The 16958-nt window shown below is 51.5% G+C and carries 14 protein-coding genes; 13 read left to right on the forward strand and 1 reads right to left on the reverse strand.

Annotated features, from left to right (window positions below; translation table 11 throughout):
- Positions 1-169: 169 nt before the first annotated feature.
- The 12 genes from FMS18_RS16435 (at position 170) to FMS18_RS16490 (ending at position 14625) form a co-directional block, all read left to right on the forward strand.
- On the forward strand, positions 170-1537 hold the full coding sequence (locus FMS18_RS16435; protein ID WP_163295769.1) for a sigma-54-dependent Fis family transcriptional regulator: 1368 nt from the start codon (positions 170-172) through the stop codon (positions 1535-1537).
- Positions 1538-1960: 423 nt separating this feature from the next.
- A complete protein-coding gene (locus FMS18_RS16440; RefSeq protein ID WP_163295770.1) occupies positions 1961-2890 on the forward strand; it encodes a DMT family transporter in 930 nt (309 codons plus the stop codon).
- Positions 2891-3061: 171 nt separating this feature from the next.
- Positions 3062-3559, forward strand: a complete 498-nt coding sequence (locus FMS18_RS16445) for a (2Fe-2S)-binding protein (protein WP_163295771.1) — start codon at positions 3062-3064, stop codon at positions 3557-3559.
- Entirely contained in the window at positions 3559-5928 is a 2370-nt protein-coding gene (locus tag FMS18_RS16450) for a xanthine dehydrogenase family protein molybdopterin-binding subunit (protein WP_163295772.1), read from the forward strand. The genes FMS18_RS16445 and FMS18_RS16450 overlap by 1 nt, the downstream gene beginning before the upstream one ends.
- Positions 5928-6911: a xanthine dehydrogenase family protein subunit M gene (locus FMS18_RS16455; RefSeq protein ID WP_163295773.1), complete on the forward strand. Its 984-nt coding sequence runs from the start codon at positions 5928-5930 to the stop codon at positions 6909-6911. Before FMS18_RS16450 ends, FMS18_RS16455 begins: the two co-directional genes overlap by 1 nt.
- A gap of 19 nt (positions 6912-6930) precedes the next feature.
- The gene (locus FMS18_RS16460) at positions 6931-7560 is read left to right on the forward strand and encodes an NTP transferase domain-containing protein (protein ID WP_163295774.1); all 630 of its coding nucleotides are present in this window, start codon (positions 6931-6933) and stop codon (positions 7558-7560) included.
- A 107-nt stretch (positions 7561-7667) separates the two neighbouring features.
- The gene (yqeB, locus tag FMS18_RS16465) at positions 7668-8474 is read left to right on the forward strand and encodes a selenium-dependent molybdenum cofactor biosynthesis protein YqeB (protein WP_163295775.1); all 807 of its coding nucleotides are present in this window, start codon (positions 7668-7670) and stop codon (positions 8472-8474) included.
- A gap of 2 nt (positions 8475-8476) precedes the next feature.
- Complete coding sequence (gene yqeC, locus FMS18_RS16470) at positions 8477-9307, forward strand: selenium cofactor biosynthesis protein YqeC (protein ID WP_163295776.1); 831 nt, start codon at positions 8477-8479, stop codon at positions 9305-9307.
- A gap of 25 nt (positions 9308-9332) precedes the next feature.
- Entirely contained in the window at positions 9333-10895 is a 1563-nt protein-coding gene (locus tag FMS18_RS16475) for a BCCT family transporter (RefSeq protein ID WP_163295777.1), read from the forward strand.
- Positions 10896-11007: 112 nt separating this feature from the next.
- Complete coding sequence (locus FMS18_RS16480) at positions 11008-12033, forward strand: molybdopterin-binding protein (RefSeq protein WP_163295778.1); 1026 nt, start codon at positions 11008-11010, stop codon at positions 12031-12033.
- Positions 12034-12143: 110 nt separating this feature from the next.
- Positions 12144-14288, forward strand: a complete 2145-nt coding sequence (locus FMS18_RS16485; RefSeq protein ID WP_163295779.1) for a methyl-accepting chemotaxis protein — start codon at positions 12144-12146, stop codon at positions 14286-14288.
- 160 nt (positions 14289-14448) lie between these two features.
- Complete coding sequence (locus FMS18_RS16490) at positions 14449-14625, forward strand: tyrosine-type recombinase/integrase (protein WP_163295780.1); 177 nt, start codon at positions 14449-14451, stop codon at positions 14623-14625.
- Positions 14626-14635: 10 nt separating this feature from the next.
- Here FMS18_RS16490 and FMS18_RS16495 read toward each other — a convergent pair whose 3' ends face one another.
- Positions 14636-15067: a hypothetical protein gene (locus tag FMS18_RS16495; protein WP_163295781.1), complete on the reverse strand. Its 432-nt coding sequence runs from the start codon at positions 15065-15067 to the stop codon at positions 14636-14638.
- A gap of 438 nt (positions 15068-15505) precedes the next feature.
- Here FMS18_RS16495 and FMS18_RS16500 point away from each other — a divergent pair, with 438 nt between their 5' ends.
- Positions 15506-16684 carry a site-specific integrase gene (locus FMS18_RS16500; RefSeq protein ID WP_163295782.1) on the forward strand — a complete coding sequence of 393 codons (1179 nt, stop codon included), beginning with the start codon at positions 15506-15508 and terminating at the stop codon, positions 16682-16684.
- Positions 16685-16958 lie beyond the last annotated feature (274 nt).

Genomic DNA, 16958 nt, shown 5'->3' on the forward strand with positions numbered 1-16958 from the left:
AGGCAAAATTGGTTAAACTAACGAGTTCATCATCAGCAGGCCACTTCAATAAATTCGGTAAGTTAACAGCATAAACCTCAGATCATTCGCAAAAGACATTTGACTTATTCCCGCCCCCGGAACTACTTACAGATAGTTTTAACAGCCAACAGACGCAGGGCGATTCACAATGGGCAAAACAGAACATTTCGGACTGGACTTCGAGACATTTGCGAGACTTATCGACAATCTTCATGATGAAATCATCATCTACGATAACAACTATCGCATGCTCTACGTAAACAAGGCCTGTGAGCGTCATTACGGATTTACTCAGCAGGAAATGATCAATATGCCTTTCTGGGATGTGGTCAGTAAACACAATTCATGGGACCGCCCCATCCTGCCTCTTGTCTATGAAAAAAAGCTCCCGGCTAAACAGGAACAGAAAACATATCTGGGCCTTGAAGTACTGACCATTGCAGTCCCCCTGCTGGATAACGAGCAGGAAGTTGAATACGTACTGCTCAGCATTCGTGACAATTTCCATGAAGGGCGTATTCTCCACCCTGAAGAACTTACTGCCAGCAACGAAGACCCTGCCGCGGCCAAGCCTGAAGACCTGATTTATCGCAGTTCATTGATGGAACAGACCGTCATTGCTGCCCGCAAGGTTGCTTCCATCAGCGCCCCCTGCCTACTTCTGGGTGAATCGGGGTGCGGTAAAAGTTTGCTGGCAAAATTCATCCACGCCAACAGCAAACGGGCTGAAAAACCATTTGTGGTGGTCAACTGTGCAGCCATCCCACATGAACTTTTTGAGTCGGAACTCTTCGGACACGTTGAGGGAGCATTTTCCGGAGCAACCAAAGCACGCGGCGGACTTATTGCCAAAGCTGAGGGCGGTACACTGTTTCTTGATGAAATTTCCGAGCTGCCCCTGTCCATGCAGGCCAAACTCCTCTATGCGGTGCAGGAACTTGAATACCGTCCGGTGGGCAGCTCTTCGCCGGTTAAAGCCGATGTACGCATTCTGGCCGCCTCCAACCGCAATATGGAACGCATGGTTGAAACCGGAGCTTTCAGGCAGGACCTCTATTTCCGGCTCAATGTTTTCGACATCGTTATCCCGCCCCTGCGCGACCGCCAGGAAGACCTGATTCCCCTGCTGCACTACTTTTTCAACCGCTACGGCAAAACACACGGCAAAGGCAAACGCCTTTCCTCCGCTGCGCAAAACCTGCTCTGCCAATACTCATGGCCCGGAAACATCCGCGAACTGGCCCATCTTGTGGAACGTCTGGTGGTAACTGTGGAGGAAGAGATCATCACCATGGACCACATTCCGTCTTCCATTTACGAAACCACAGCCACTCCCATTTCGCCTCTGACTTCCGCAGAAAGCCTTGACGATGCCCTTGAAACAGTGGAACGCCAAATGATTATGGATGCCGTTGCCAAACATGGCAGCAGTCGCAAGGTAGCTTCAGCCTTAAAAATCAGCCAATCCCGAGCCTCCCGCCTGATTAGAAAATATCAAATCAAATCGAACTACTAGCGAAACTGAGTCACACTTGACTCGCGAGTCGCTATCGACTCATTCCTTACAAAAACCCGCCCAGCAAAGGGTTTATTCAATACCGAGTCATTAACGACTCAAAATATTTTTATTGATTGAATGATCATACAGCCGTTATAAATCTTAACATACTGGTATTTTTCATCTTTATTTAGTGAAAACTATAACTTTTGGTTGGCACATGACTTGCTCAAAGAGACTCAACACATATTCAAATCAGATTGATGCAGTGTCCGCCGTGGGAAGGAAAATTGCTATGGAGGTAGCAATTAAATACGGACAAACGGGGTGTTTGATTTCGTATAAGGCAACAGCATCACTATTGTGTTCGTGGAGGCAGCCGCATAATAGATTGAATGCGGCATTCAAAAGAGGTGATTTAAAATTCAAGGGAGAGACTGTATGTTTAAGGACAAAAGGTATTACGGGATGGCGTGTGCCCTGCTTGCAACAATGCTTTGGGCCGGTGCTTTTGTTGTTGCCAGACTGGCGGTAGGCCAGATTTCCCCCATGACCCTCGGCGCCAGCCGCTGGTTCATTGCCCTGCTTATCCTGTGTGCTTTCACACTGCCCAGAGTAAAACGCGAATGGCCCGTAGCCAAAAAATTTCTACCCCAGATCATTGCAGCAGCACTGACCGGTGTAGCGGCATACTCTCCGCTCAGTTATTTTGCTGCCCAAACCACTTCAGCCATCAACCTTTCCCTTATTTCCGTAACATCGCCGATCTTTATCGTCATGATCTCTTCACTGCTGGGCCAAAAGCAGTCCATGAACACATGGATCGGTTGTACCGTTGCCCTGATCGGTTCTTTCTACCTTGTATCCGGCGGCGAGCTTCAGCAGCTCCTGGGCCTGCACTTTGCTTCCGGTGATATCCTCATGCTGCTGGCAGCTGTGGGCTTTGCTGTATACAGCCTGATCCTGCGCAGAATCCCCGAGGGACTCTCCCAGCTCACCGTTATGACTCTCATGTCTTTCTTCGCAGTACTCATGCTTATCCCCTGCGTTATCTGGGAATCCACCCAGCCGAGCATGGTCTTCAACATGAACGGCGTTGTATTCTTCAGCATCGTTTTCTCCGCAGTATGTTCCTCAGTCATCGCATGGCTGACCTGGAACATCGGCATTGAACACGCAGGACCTGCAACTTCCGGCATGATCTACTACAGCCTTCCCCTCTGGGGCGGACTGTTCGCCTTTGTCTTCCTCGGCGAGACCATGAACTCCGTCCATCTTGTCTCCGGCGTACTGATCATCGGCGGTATCATCTGGGCCAGCCGTGGCCCCAAAGAAGTCACCGCTGCTCAGGCAGCCGCTAACGAAGCTTAAGCACCTTGACTCCATAGATCCGGGGCGGGCCGATTGCCTGCCCCTTTAGACTCCTTGTTTCTCCCGGAGGTTTAAAAACCTCCGGGAACAGGAAAGGTGCGTCCGGCTACCAGCCACATAAAGGTCTGCAAAGACCATTTCGGAATAACTAACCATTTAAGGAATTGGACAATGAATCGCGACGAACAACAGAAAAAGCTCATTCATCTCAATGTGAACGGCGAAGTCCATTCACTGCATGTAGAGCCGCACTGGACCCTTTCCAAAGTTCTGCGCAATGACTGCGGTCATACCGGGACAAAGGAAGGTTGCGGCGAAGGAGCCTGCGGCTCCTGCACCGTGCTCATCGACTCTGTAGCAGTGCCTGCCTGCATGGTTCTCGCCGTTGAACAGCAAGGCAAGGAAATCGAAACCATCGAAGGACTCTCCAAGGACGGCAAGCTGCATCCCATTCAGGAAGCATGGCTTGAAGAGTACGGCTCCCAGTGCGGGTTCTGCTCTCCGGGTATGATCATGTCCACCAAAGCCCTGCTGCAGAAAAACGCTAATCCAAGCGATGATGAAATCAAGGAAGCCATCAGCGGGAACATCTGTATTTGCAGCAACTACGAGCACATCATCAATGCCGTGCGCAGTGCGGCAAAGAAAATGGCCAAGGAGCAGTGCTAATGATCAAAACCAACTCCATCGGAACCTCCGTCCGCCAGAAAGACGGCCCGGCCCGCGTAACCGGTTCCGCAAAATATTACGCTGACTTCATCTTTCCGGGCATGCTCCAGATCCGCATTCTGCGCTCCCCCTACCCTGCTGCCGATATCGTTTCCATCAACACCAGCGCGGCGGAGAAGATGGACGGCGTCCATCTGGTCATGACCCACGAGAATTGCCCCAAGGCATTCCGCAAATCCCTTTACTATGTAGGAGACCTTGTCGCTGCCGTGGTTGCCGATGATGAAACCATCGCCTACGAGGCCATGGAACTCATCAAGGTTGAGTACGAAAAGAAAAAGCCGGTATTGTCCATCGAAGACGGCATTAAAGAAGGTTCCCCACAGGTATTTGAGGGTGTGGACAACTGTCAGGACTGGGCTTTCCACGCCATCCTCAGCGACCGCGACCCGGAAACACGTCTGTTCAAGACCAAAACCCCGGCGGAATACAATGGTTTTGGAGATATCGACAAAGGCTTTAACGAAGCTGACGTTGTTATTGAGCAGAAGGGCCTCAAATACGCCTATTGCAAAGGTCCGGCCATGGAGCCACGCGGCTGTTCAGCTAATTTCGACGGCACCAAGCTGCATGTCTACACCCACTCTCAGGGCCTGCATGACGAAAAGCTCTGCCTTGCGCAGGCTCTGGGCATCAGCGCCAACATGCTCAACTATGTTTCCCCGTTCACCGGATCAAGCTTCGGCGGCAAAAACGCATTCCCGCTGGACCGCAACATCGCGTCCCACTATCTGGTAATCGCCGGACTGGCCTGCCTTGATCTTAAAAAACCCGTACACTGCCCCTATTCCCGTGAAGAAGAGATGGTTTCCGGCTGGTCACGCGGCAGCATCGGTGATGTAAAGATCGGCTTCAAGGACGACGGCACCCTGACCACCATGGAAATAGCCCACTGGCAGGAAACAGGAGCGGGCGGTGATAAATATCCCGCTAAAAACGCCATGCTGGCAACGGGCGCGGTTATGTATTCCCATAACTGCGAACATTTGCGCGGCAAAATACGCTACGTGAACACCAACCGCTTCCCGGCTGCCGGCTGGCAGGGGTACGGTGCACCCGAAGGTGTCTTTGCCGTGGAAACCACCATGGATATCGCCGCCGACAAGATGGGCATGGACCCGGTTGAAATCCGCAAGAAAAACTGCATGCGCACCGGAGATATCGACTCCGGCTGGGACCCGCTGATCTATAAGTCCTGCTACATTTCATCTTCAGGCATCCGCGACTGCCTTGATGAAGGAGCCAAGTTTCTCGACTGGAAGAACAAATGGCAACACCCCAGTAAAAAAGAAGGCCGTATCCGCAGCGGCATGGGCGTGGCGATCTTCGCCATGGGCGCAGGACGTCCCGGACCGGGCAACTCCAGTGAGGCCATGGTCAAAATCTACCCTGACGGATCAGCCGCGCTGGTCTGCGCCATTGCCGATATCGGACAGGGCCAGCACACTGTCCAGTGCCAGATCGTAGCCGATGTACTGGGACTTCCCTACAAAAAAATCGGAATTGTCTGCCACGACACCGACTCTACTCCGTTCGCGACACTGGTTGCCAACAGCTGCGGCACATGGATTCAAGGCTGGGCAACCTACGAGGCAGCACTTGATGCCAAACGTCAGGTTCTAGACCTTGCCGCTGCTCAGCTGGGAGTTCCGACACAAGCCCTTTCCATGAACGAGAAAGGCGTCTTCGTCACTGCCGAACCGGAAAAAGGGCTGACCTTTGCCGAAGCATTCGGCGCACGCGGTCATTACGGCGGTATCCACGAAGTCACCGGATACTACGTCAACAATTCCCCGCATCCCAACGGACTCAAGGACGGCAAAGAAGATCAGGTTTATATTCCCAAGGAAAAGGGCGCGCAGTTCATTTCTCTCGACGTGGATACCGAGACCGGAATGATCTCCAATGTTAAAGTCATCATGGCCCAGAACGTCGGTAAAGCATTGAATCCCAAAATTGTAGCCGGACAGCTTTCCACCTCCCGTCACGGAGTTGAAAATGCAATCCTCGGTAATGACTGCATTGTGGACAAACGCAACGGCTGGCTGATGACTCCCAACTGGGTAGATTACCGCCACTCCACTGCCATGGAATGCGACGTTGAACCCATCATCATTGAGAAACCGGGCGATCCGACCCACCCCTTTGGAGCCACCGCCTGCGGTGAAGGCGCAGCCTGCCCCTCTTTGGCCGCGTTCTCAAACGCCATTTTCAACGCCATCGGCGTCAGAATCATCGAAACCCCGTTCACCCCCGACAAAATCCTTGAGGGCCTCGGCAAAATTCAGCCCAAAAGGAGGAAGAAATAATGAGACGTTTCAATCACTTTGATGCTTCCAGCATTGAGGAAGCCGTATCCCTTTTGCAGGAATACAAAGACTCCTCCTACGTAATCGCAGGCGGCAGTGACCTCATGGGCTGCCTCAAAGATAACCTCTGGATGGAATATCCCAAGGCAGTCATCAACCTGAAAACCATCCCCGGACTGAATGATATACAAGTCGAGGAAGACGGGCTGCACATCGGCGCACTGGTGACCCTCACCGAGCTTTCCGAATCCGCTCCCGTCAAAGAAACATGGCCCGGACTTGCAGAAGCCGCCCGCCGCACAGCATCCCCCTTGCTGCGCAATATGGGCACTGTTGCCGGGAACATCTGTCAGGAAAACCGTTGCTGGTACTACCGCTACCCGGACAAAATAGGCGGACGCATCGACTGCGTGCGTAAAGGCGGAAAACGCTGCCTCGCCGTCCCCGGTGACCACCGTTTCCATTCCATCTTCGGCGCGGTGAAAAAATGTATCGCTGTAAACCCCAGTGATACTGCCCCCGCCTTTGTGGCCCTTGATGCGACCGTCAAGACTACTAAGCGCGAAATCCCCATTGACGAATTCTTCTCCGCTGAAAACGGCGCAGGTTCCACTGTGCTGGAGCGCGATGAAATCGTCACTGAAATCTTCGTGCCCCGCCCGCAAGCAGGTTCTACCAGCGCATTCATGAAGATCGCCTACCGCAAGTCCATTGACTTCGCCATCGTCAACTGCGCCGCGAGTATCACCGTCACAGACGGCAAGATCAGCGCGGTCCGCATCTGCCTGAACGGAGTTCATAACAATCCCCGCCGCTGTGAAACTTCCGAGGAAGCACTCATCGGTAATCCCCTTTCCGAAGAGCTGGCAGCACAGGCCGGAGAACTGGCAGTGGCGGAAGCAAAACCGCTCTTCCAGAACATCCACAAAGTCCAGATGGCCAAAACCATCGTAGCCGACACCCTTATGGAGTGCGCCAAATAAGCGCAGGAAGGTTAGCCCTATGGCAGATCAAAGCTTCAAACAGGAAATAGCAAAGACCTCCGGCATTATTCTCGCAGCCGGAAAAGCAACCCGCATGGGCAGGGACAAATTGTCTCTGCCCTTCCGGGGCAAGCCCATGGTCCAGCATGTCATCGACGCCGCGCGGGCTTCCCAGCTCAGCAACGTAACTGTCGTACTGCCCGAAAAGTCGGAACTGCACGACATTCTCGACCTTGAAGGATGCGAAGTCGTCACCAGCCCCGAGCGCGACAAAGGGCAGGCTGAATCCTTCAAAGCCGGTCTTCGCAACGTTAAGGACCGCGTGCAGGGAGCAATGTTCTTTCTCGGCGACCAGCCGCTCATCGAGCCGGAAACCATCAACAGACTGGTCTGGGCATTTTCGCAGGAACCGCAGTGCTGGGTCGCGCCCATTCAGGAAGGAATGCGCGGCAATCCCATCACCATCCCCAGCACATGGTTTGAACGCGCCCTTGAACTGGAAGGTGATACCGGAGCAAGGCCGCTGCTGGCTGCCCCCGGACTGGCCCTGCGGCTGGTGCGTATCCACGAAGTCGGCCCGTTCATCGACGTAGATACCGAGCTGGAATACCAGCAGCTGCTGGATCGCTACGAAAGTAAAAGTGCTTAAGAAAATTTAGTGCTAAAGCGGCGAAGCCCATTAAAAGTTTTAGGAGAGTCCAGAGAACCCTTTTCCAAAAGGGTTCTTTGGTCCCCGAAGGGCCGCCGGAGGCAAACATGAATCAAACACCCATAATCGCCATTCGCGGCGCAGGCGACCTTGCTACAGGCATTGCCATGCGCCTTTACCGCGCAGGCCTACGCCGCATCATCATGCTTGAAACCGGGCATCCGCTGGCTGTCAGGCGCACCGTAGCTTTTTCCGAAGCCGTTTATCACGGCGAAGTACAGGTGGAAGGCGTAAGTGCTGTCTTCACTGAAAACATGGAAGAAGCTGCTGCCGCATGGGACAAGGATGCGATTGCAATTCTATGCGATCCCTGTCTGCTTAAATTGGATGAGATCAAACCCGAAATTCTAATCGACGCCATCATTGCCAAGAAGAACCTCGGCACTGAAATCCACATGGCCCCGCTGGTTATCGGGCTGGGACCGGGCTTCACCGCCGGAGAGAATGTACACAAGGTCATTGAGACCAAACGCGGGCACCACATGAGCAGGGTCATCCATGAAGGGGCAGCCGAACCGAACACCGGGATTCCGGGCAGCGTTAAAGGATTCACCGTAGAACGGGTCTACTGGGCAGAAAATGGCGGAGTCTTCAACACAACCTTCGATATCGGCGACGAGATTTCAGAGGGCGAAACACTGGGCGATGTGGACGGCACCCCGGTGGTAGCGAAGATTTCCGGGGTTATCCGCGGACTGTTGCGTAACGGCACCCCGGTGCGCAAACGGACCAAGCTGGGTGACATCGACCCCCGGGCAACAAAGACATATTGCGGAGAGGTTTCGGACAAAGCACTGTCCATCGGCGGCGGGGTTCTGGAAGCGGTTTGCGCACACATTTTTTCCAAGGACTAACCATGGGTTTGGAGAGCAGCAGTCTTAATAAACTCATACAGCCTGAGCAGAGGCTGATCACCCTCACCGGAGCGGGGGGGAAAACTTCGCTGTCACACTGGCTGGGATCGCTTTTAAAGGCAAACAGAAAGCGAGTCATAACCACCACGACAACGAAGATCCTCCCGCCCAGCCGGGGGCATATTGTTTTGAAGGCGGACGGTCCCGATTTCATCAATCGGGTCCGGACCGCCTTTACTGCTGTTTCAGGGATCACCGTGGCCCGCGACTATGATCCCGATTCCGGCAAACTGCTGGGGATCAGCCGGGAAACGGTTTCTGAATTACTTGATGCAGAGCTGGCAGACGTCATTCTGGTGGAGGGTGACGGAGCGGCCCGCAAGCCGCTGAAAGCCCCGGCAGGACATGAACCGGTAATCCCGGTTGAAAGCGACCTTTGCATCGGGGTCATGGGCATTGATGCGGTTTACCGGACCATGAGCAAGGGGTGCGTGCACCGCAGTGAAATATTCAGTGCCGTCAGCGGGACAAAAACCGGAGATGTGATCAGGCCGCGCCACCTGATCAGACTTGCCGAGTCAAGAATGGGGCTGTTCAAAGGATCACCTGCGGGATGCGCAAAAGCGGTTTTCCTCAACAAAACCGACAGCCCCGGCGGCATGGAGCTGGCTGCTGAATTCACGCGTCTTTTAGCAAGGACAAATTGGACGGCAACAGGCAGTCCGGACATAAAATGGTTTGCCGGAAGCGTACACAACAGGGAAATTTTCACGCTTCCACAGATCATCCCGGCCCTGTCACCTGAACAGATAATGCAACCTGCATTTTCATAATTGTTCTGAAAGGGAGAAAATATTTATGGATCATCAAAAAAAGACCGAAGAACTGATCGCCCCCTGCCCCACAGGCAGGAACGGAGTCTGTAAAATCTGTTTTTACGGGGCCTTTTCACTCATCCTCGCCACCTGTATACCGCTCATGCTCTACCCCAAAGAGGGCGAACAGGTCATCAACTCACTTTTCAAATTCATCACCGTGGAAATGGGCTGGCTGTACATGCTCGCCGCGCTGGGAGCTTTTTCACTCATTCTCTGGTTCGCCTTCGGCCCCTTGAGTTCCAAACGGCTGGGCGATAAGGTCGAATACTCAACTTTCTCATGGATCGGCATGCTCTTCTGTGCCGGGGTGGGTGCCGGGATCATGTTCGGCGGTTCCATCGACTGGGCCTATTACATGGCCTACCCCATGCACGGCGAGCCTGCCGGATCTTGGAAGGCTGCTGAATGGGGCACGGCCTACGGCATGTTCCACTGGGGTCCCATCTGCTGGTCCATTTATGCCATCCTCGCCATCCCCATCGGCTACAGCTACTACGTCAAGAAAATCCCCATTCTGAACATTTCGCAGGCCTGCAAGGGCTTACTGGGTGATAAAGTTCACGGCTGGCAGGGCAAGGTTATTGATATCCTTTTCATGGCCGGTCTGGTTGCCGGATCAGCCACCGCGCTGGGATTGGGCATTCCCATTGTTGCCGCCGGGGTCGTCTCAGTAACCGGAATAGAACACTCCTTCCTGCTGGAATTCGGCATTCTTGTGCTGGTGACCCTCATTTTCTCGGTGACTTCCTGTCTGGGACTAAAAAAAGGACTGAGCAAGCTTTCCGACTTCAACGTCTACATGGCCATGGGATTGATGCTTTTCGTCTTCATTGCCGGCCCTACTGTATTCCTCACCGACATGGCAATCTCGTCCATGGGACTCTTGATCTCAAACTTCATCACCATGGCAACATGGATGGACCCGGTGGGCGGCAAGGGCTTCACTCAGGACTGGACCATTTTCTATTACGCATGGTTTGTGGCCTACGCCCCGTTTATGAGCCTGTTCATCGCCAAGATTTCACGCGGACGGACCGTGCGTCAGGTAGTTCTCGGACCGATCATCATCGCGTCTTTCGGCTGTGGCTGTTTCTATCTCATCTTCGGTAACTTCGGTCTTTTTCTGCAAATGACCGGACAGCTTGATGCGGTCAGCATGGTCACCCAGATGAAAGGAGCCACAGTAATCATGGCTATTGCCGATTTCCTGCCCTTTGCCTCGCTCTACAAGCTGGTCTTCGCCACGGTCACTGCCATCTCCATGGCTACCACCTTTGATGCTGTTTCATTCGCCCTCGCCGCCACAACCACCACCATGCTCTCCCCTGAAGAGGAACCGGCCCGCTGGAACCGTTTATTCTGGGCAATATCACTGGGCATGGTCCCCACCGGAATAATGCTCATCGACGGGCCGCTCTCAGTACTCCAGACCGCTTCCATCGTGGTCGGTCTGCCCGTACTCGGCATTGTCATCATCGGCGTGGCTTCATTCTTAAAAGAATACCAACGCACCGGATGGGTTGAGACCCGCTGCAAACCATAAACTTTGATGCGCTACGCGCTTTAGATAAATAGATTTCGCCTCCGGCGGACAAAGGGGATAATCCCCTTTGCAAACCCTAGTTGGGGTTAAATTTTAAAAGGGGATACGGTTTATGAAAACCATACAAGTTCAAGACGCAGTGGGCACCGTTTTATGCCACGACATTACCCGCATTGTTCCGGGCGAAGACAAAGGCCCTGCTTTCCGCCGGGGCCATATCGTTACTGAAGAAGATGTGCCTAACCTGCTCGATATCGGCAAGGAACACCTTTACGTATTCGACCCGGAAGACGGCTACGTGCACGAAGATGATGCGGCTCAGCGCATTGCCGAAGCTGCCGCCGGACCGGGCATTGAACTTAGTTCACCCAGCGAGGGCAAGGTCAATTTTACTGCCACCCGTGACGGACTGCTGGATCTTGATACCGAAACATTGTTCAAGCTCAACTCAGTGCAGGATGTCATCTTCGGAACCATCCACAGCAACCAGTTGGTCAAAGAAGGCCGCGGCCTTGCCGGGACGCGGGTTATCCCGCTGGTTGTGCACGAAGACACCATCAAAGAAGCGGAACAGGTGTTGCGCCAGCACCCGCCGCTCATTCAGGTCCGCCCGCTGAAAAACTGCAAAGTGGGCATCGTCACCACCGGAAGTGAGGTCTACAATGGACGCATCAAGGATAAATTCGGCCCCGTAGTCAGGAATAAATTCGAAGGCTACGGCAGCTCCATCACGGGGCAGACCCTTGTTTCCGATGAACAGGAAATGACGGTCAAAGCCATCGAAGATTTCATTAAACAGGGCGCGGACTTCATCGTCGTCACCGGGGGCATGTCCGTGGACCCCGACGACCAGACCCCTGCATCCATCCGAGCCACCGGCGCAGAAGTAATCACCTACGGTGCCCCCACTTTCCCCGGTGCCATGTTCATGTACGCCAAGCTGGGAGATATTCCCATCGTGGGTCTGCCCGGTTGCGTCATGTACTACAAGGCCAGCATTTTTGACCTGATCGTACCCCGTATTTTAGCCGGAAAAGAAGTAACCCGAGAGGATATCATCGGACTCGGACACGGCGGATATTGCGAAGGTTGTGCTGAATGCCGCTACCCGGTCTGCGCATTCGGAAAGGGAGTTTAGCAGTACGATAAAAACAACTCCCTCTAATAACGAAAGATTAAGCAGTTATTCCGTCACATTACAAACATAAACCGAAACTCGCAATATTACAGAAATAAAAAGGAACATCGATGAAATTTAAAGATTGGAGCTTAAAAACTAAAATAATTATCCCCACTTTCTGCGTGGTAGTGGCCATCCTTACGGCCAGCACATGGATAATGACCAGCCAGTCCAGAGATCTGGCAGTCAAACAGGCAACTGAAAATGCAAAATCAGTTGCTGATGGATATGGAAATGAAATATCTGAAACTTTAAGTAAGGCTCTTACCGCAACGCGAACACTTACCGCCATGTTTGAGATGGGTGCTGACTACACTCCGGTCCCTGACCGCGAGTTCCTTGATTCCGTTCTGGTAAAAACCTTAAAAATGCACCCCGGTATTGCCGCTGCATGGTGTGGCTTTCCTCCAAATAAATTCGATGGCCGCGAAGCAGAATACATGGACAAGTACAATGGTGCTTATCTGAATTGGTATCATCGCGAAAATGGTGGAATAGCCGAACGCTTCACCGGCGGCAAAGGCATGGAAGAAGCTGCGTGGTTTAAAGTTCCAATGGCAGGCCATGTTGAAACCATTACAGAACCCTATCCTTGGAAAGTTGAAGGAAAAACTTTTTGGCTCTGCTCAACAGGATATCCAGTCAAAAAAAACGGTCGAAACATCGGTTGTGTCGGCGTTGATTTTTATCTCAATGACTTGCAGGAAGCCGTGCTTGCAATCAAACCGTTTGAAACCGGCTATGCATTTCTTGTCACCAACAAAGGTAATTTTGTCGCCCATCCAGACGAAGAGGTTCAAGGTAAAAACCTTGATGATGTCATGTCTGAAGATCACAAATTCAAAATTCTGAGTGCTGTAAAAAACGGGCAGGCCTACTCATATATTCGCATTTCCCCTGAAAGCGGCAAAAGAGAGTATGTCACATACGCTCCTATCAAAGTAGGCAAAACAGAATTCCCCTGGTCCATCGCTCTGGTTATTCCCATGGATAAGGTTGAAGCACAGGCCAACGCCATAGCTGAGAACAGCATGATCGTCAGTGCTGTTTCAGTCATAGTCCTTCTCGGCATTTTATTTCTGCTGGGTGGAATGATCAGTAAGCCGATCCAAAAAATTGCCGGATATACCGCCAGCGTTGCAGAAGGCGACCTCGATGCAGAATTGACCATTTCCCAGAAAGACGAAATCGGCCGTATGGCTGACTCATTGCGGGCGATGGTTGGAGAATTGAAGAAAACAATTCTGAAAGCAGAAGATGAAACCCGCAAGGCCGAAGAGGAATCTCATAAAGCCAGAGAAGCCACTGCTGAAGCGGAAGAAGCACGCCTAAAGGCTGACCGCGCCAGAACTGAAGGATTGCATCATGCAGCCGACCGTGTTGAGCAGGTTCTGGAGCATGTCGTTTCAGCTTCTGAGCAAATGTCTGCACAATCCAATGAATTATTGCAGGGGACTGAAATCCAAAGCGACCGCATCTCATCCACAGCCACAGCAATGGAGGAGATGAACGCAACGGTACTTGAAATCGCCCGGAACGCCGGAGACGCAGCTTCTGCAAGCACCAATGCTCAAGGCAAGGCTGAAAGCGGAGCTACGGTTGTAGGCAAAACCAGAACCGCACTGGATAACACTGTTTCCGAAGTTAATAATCTTAAAAGTAACATGGAAGAGCTGGACAATCAGGCCAAAGGAACTGAAGCCATCATAGGCGTGATTACTGACATTGCCGACCAGACCAACCTGCTTGCGCTTAACGCGGCAATTGAAGCTGCTCGGGCTGGCGAGGCCGGACGCGGATTTGCAGTAGTTGCCGATGAGGTACGTAAACTTGCAGAAAAAACCATGTCTGCAACCGGTGAGGTTTCTGATTCCATAGGCGCAATCCAGCGAGTAGCCGAAGAAAATATTAAGTCCATGGGGACTGTATTTAAGCGCATAGGAGAAGCCAGCGACTTCTCTGAAAGCTCAGGCGGTGTACTGCACGAAATCGTCTCTGAATCACAGGAGAGTGCGGAACAGATTCAAAGCATTGCCACTGCGGCTGAGGAACAGTCTGCAACTTCCGAAGAGATTAACGGAGCCGTAGAAGAAATCAGTAGAATCACGGAAGAGACAACCAACAGTGCCCGTGAATTTGCAATGGCACTTGAATCTCTTGCAGAGCAGGTAGCTGAAATGCAAATTATTGTTAAAGATCTGAAGGAAGAATAAGGAAGTAAAGCCCCCAATGCGTTATCACATTGGGGGCTTAACTTTTTATGGAACCAACACCGGAGCACCTACGGTTGGGGATTGGGCTCTTTGCTGACTAAAGTCTTCACCTTTTCCTTTCAGATCAAGTCGGAACTCTTACATTTAATTAACGCAGGCTTTGAAGATTTCAGACTTCATGACCTTCGCTTCCAACTTAGCCGAGGCAGGCGAATCCCTTCATTCCATCGGAGAACTGCTTGGGCACACCGACAAACGCACAACTGAAATTTACGCTCATCTTTCCAGTGGACACCTGACCCAGTCGATCCAGAAGCTTTCCTATCATCCAGAGTAATTTGCACTACTCATTTCAAGCTAAGTAGGACTAAGGTCAACACAGTGAAGAAGTGAGCTATCTTGAATATATAAGAACTCACTTTCTCTTGAAGTCCCTCACCCCCCAAAGACATATCACTGGGGTGGGGATGGGAAAAAGTTGTAGCATACGCAATTGTCGCTGAAATACCTTGAAGCCATATTGTAGAATCAATTTTGTAGCTTGAAAAACAAAGCACGCTGAGCAGCATAAGCAAAAACAATAAAACACTCAGAACGAAGCTTTTGACAAATGACTCATGTACTTTTTTAAATATTTCTAAATGGTGATCTTTGACTAAATTCGGAAACTTTCTTCTTGTATAAGATTCCGCCGAAGGCCAGTGACATAGAATCAGAATAGTTAGGATGATCTGACCCTTCCAATCTTTTATCTCAGATTCAACATCAAAATTATTCATCAAGAACTCCATTTCTTAATTTACTCTTATCTGCCAATAACTCTATCCCTTAAAATTTCGAACTATCAACTACAGGTATGAGCATATACTCTTTCTCAAACCGCCACCACAACCGTCACCCAAATTGAATTTTGCGTACAATTTGCGTACACAGCCACTTTTCGGCCCATACAAAGAAAGCCTCACAATGCGATAAAACACTGTGAGGCTTAACTTTTTCATGGAGCCAACGAGGCGAATTGAACGCCCGGCCTGCTGGTTACGAATCAGATTTGAATTTTTTCCTAAATACGCTATATACCACCTTATCTACTTGAATTACTGGACTTTTAGACCACCTAGACTTTCAGAAATGTTCATGTAATATCAGCTTAAGCAACAAAAAAGAGGTACCAAAGTGGTACTCAATTTTAACTCTGATTCTTCCAAGGTGTATAAATGCGTAAATGGATCACTTCCGCAAAATATCCCGGCATTCGCTGGTATGAACACTCCACCAGAAAACACGGTCCCCGCCCCGACCGCTGCTTCGGCCTTCGTTACTCCCATAATGGCAAGAGGTACCAGCCGACTCTGGGTTGGGCATCAGCAGGATGGACCGAAGCCAAGGCTGCACTCACTCTGGCCGAACTGAAAGAAAATATCAGAACTGGCGAAGGCTGCATTTCCCTGACCGAAAAGAGGGAGCTCGCAGAGAAAAAGCGCGAAGAAAAGGCCATTAAGAAAGCAAAAGACAAGAAAGCCAGCGTTACCTACTCACAATTCTGGGAGAAATACTACTGGCCGCAGCAGAAGCACAAAGCCAAGGGTTCAGTAAGGACCGAGGAAGGACTTTACCGGAACTGGATCGCTCCCTTCATCGGCGATATGCCGCTCAGCGAAGTTCGCCCTAAGGACATTGAAAAGATCAAAACCGCCCTGCTCAAGAAAAAACGGGCAACCTCCACAATCAAATACACCTTCGGAACGATTTCCCATCTCTGGAACATGGCCCGCCGTGACGAGTATGTGCATGGCGATTCACCGACCACTAAAATTTCAGTCCCCAAGCACGATAACCGCAGAGAACGGTTCCTCACTCCCGAAGAAGCCAAAACGCTGCTGGCCGAACTGAAACAACATCGCGGCCACACCCATGACATGGCCCTGCTCGCTCTGCGTTGCGGCCTGCGCTTCGGCGAAATTGCGGCCCTCACATGGCACGATCTTGATTTGGAAGGAAAGAAGCTCTCCATCAGGGACACCAAAGGCAAGGTCAACCGCCAAGCCTACCTGCTCAGCGACACACTCGAAATGCTCTCCAGTCGCTTTGACGAACACAAAGGGCCAGACTCGGATCTGATCTTCCCATCCAGAAACGGCAAAGTCATGGATACGGTTTCAAACATCTTTCCGCGAATCGTTAATCCCATGTTCAATGAAGGAGTCACCGACAAACGGCTCCGGGTCTACTTCCATACCCTGCGACACACCTTCGCTTCATGGCTGGTCCAGCGCGGCGTGGATTTGTACAGCGTGAAAGAACTCATGGGACACGAGGATTTCAAAATGACCCAGCGGTACAGCCACCTTTCCCCGGATGGATTGATGCGGGCTGTAGAAGTTTTGGAGGAGTAGCATTTTCCAATAATTCTTGTCCTTATCTGTCACCCGCTGTCTTTTTTTGTCTTTCTCTGTCTTTATTCTTTACTAATTGATATTTTAAAGAATTTTCCAAAAACAGCTTCGCAAAGACAAATAATGACAGATAAGGACATGGCGTCCCAAGGCAGGACAGGTAAGGTAGGCCCACTTTTTCAAAGCGGTGTCCCTTACGTCCTGCCCAGCCTTGGGCTGAGGGTGGCTTATTCACCTTCGGTTCAACGTGTTTAGTTGATGGAATTGGGGCTGC

This window comes from Desulfovibrio sp. JC022, from assembly GCF_010470665.1.
Lineage (GTDB): Bacteria > Desulfobacterota > Desulfovibrionia > Desulfovibrionales > Desulfovibrionaceae > Maridesulfovibrio.

Bases quoted from the DNA above. Each gene is read 5' to 3' on its own strand.
- FMS18_RS16435 (WP_163295769.1), top strand. From the start codon at position 170: ATGGGCAAAACAGAACATTTCGGACTGGACTTCGAGACATTTGCGAGA.
- FMS18_RS16440 (WP_163295770.1), top strand. From the start codon at position 1,961: ATGTTTAAGGACAAAAGGTATTACGGGATGGCGTGTGCCCTGCTTGCA.
- FMS18_RS16445 (WP_163295771.1), top strand. From the start codon at position 3,062: ATGAATCGCGACGAACAACAGAAAAAGCTCATTCATCTCAATGTGAAC.
- FMS18_RS16450 (WP_163295772.1), top strand. From the start codon at position 3,559: ATGATCAAAACCAACTCCATCGGAACCTCCGTCCGCCAGAAAGACGGC.
- FMS18_RS16455 (WP_163295773.1), top strand. From the start codon at position 5,928: ATGAGACGTTTCAATCACTTTGATGCTTCCAGCATTGAGGAAGCCGTA.
- FMS18_RS16460 (WP_163295774.1), top strand. From the start codon at position 6,931: ATGGCAGATCAAAGCTTCAAACAGGAAATAGCAAAGACCTCCGGCATT.
- yqeB (WP_163295775.1), top strand. From the start codon at position 7,668: ATGAATCAAACACCCATAATCGCCATTCGCGGCGCAGGCGACCTTGCT.
- yqeC (WP_163295776.1), top strand. From the start codon at position 8,477: ATGGGTTTGGAGAGCAGCAGTCTTAATAAACTCATACAGCCTGAGCAG.
- FMS18_RS16475 (WP_163295777.1), top strand. From the start codon at position 9,333: ATGGATCATCAAAAAAAGACCGAAGAACTGATCGCCCCCTGCCCCACA.
- FMS18_RS16480 (WP_163295778.1), top strand. From the start codon at position 11,008: ATGAAAACCATACAAGTTCAAGACGCAGTGGGCACCGTTTTATGCCAC.
- FMS18_RS16485 (WP_163295779.1), top strand. From the start codon at position 12,144: ATGAAATTTAAAGATTGGAGCTTAAAAACTAAAATAATTATCCCCACT.
- FMS18_RS16495 (WP_163295781.1), bottom strand. From the start codon at position 15,067: ATGAATAATTTTGATGTTGAATCTGAGATAAAAGATTGGAAGGGTCAG.
- FMS18_RS16500 (WP_163295782.1), top strand. From the start codon at position 15,506: ATGCGTAAATGGATCACTTCCGCAAAATATCCCGGCATTCGCTGGTAT.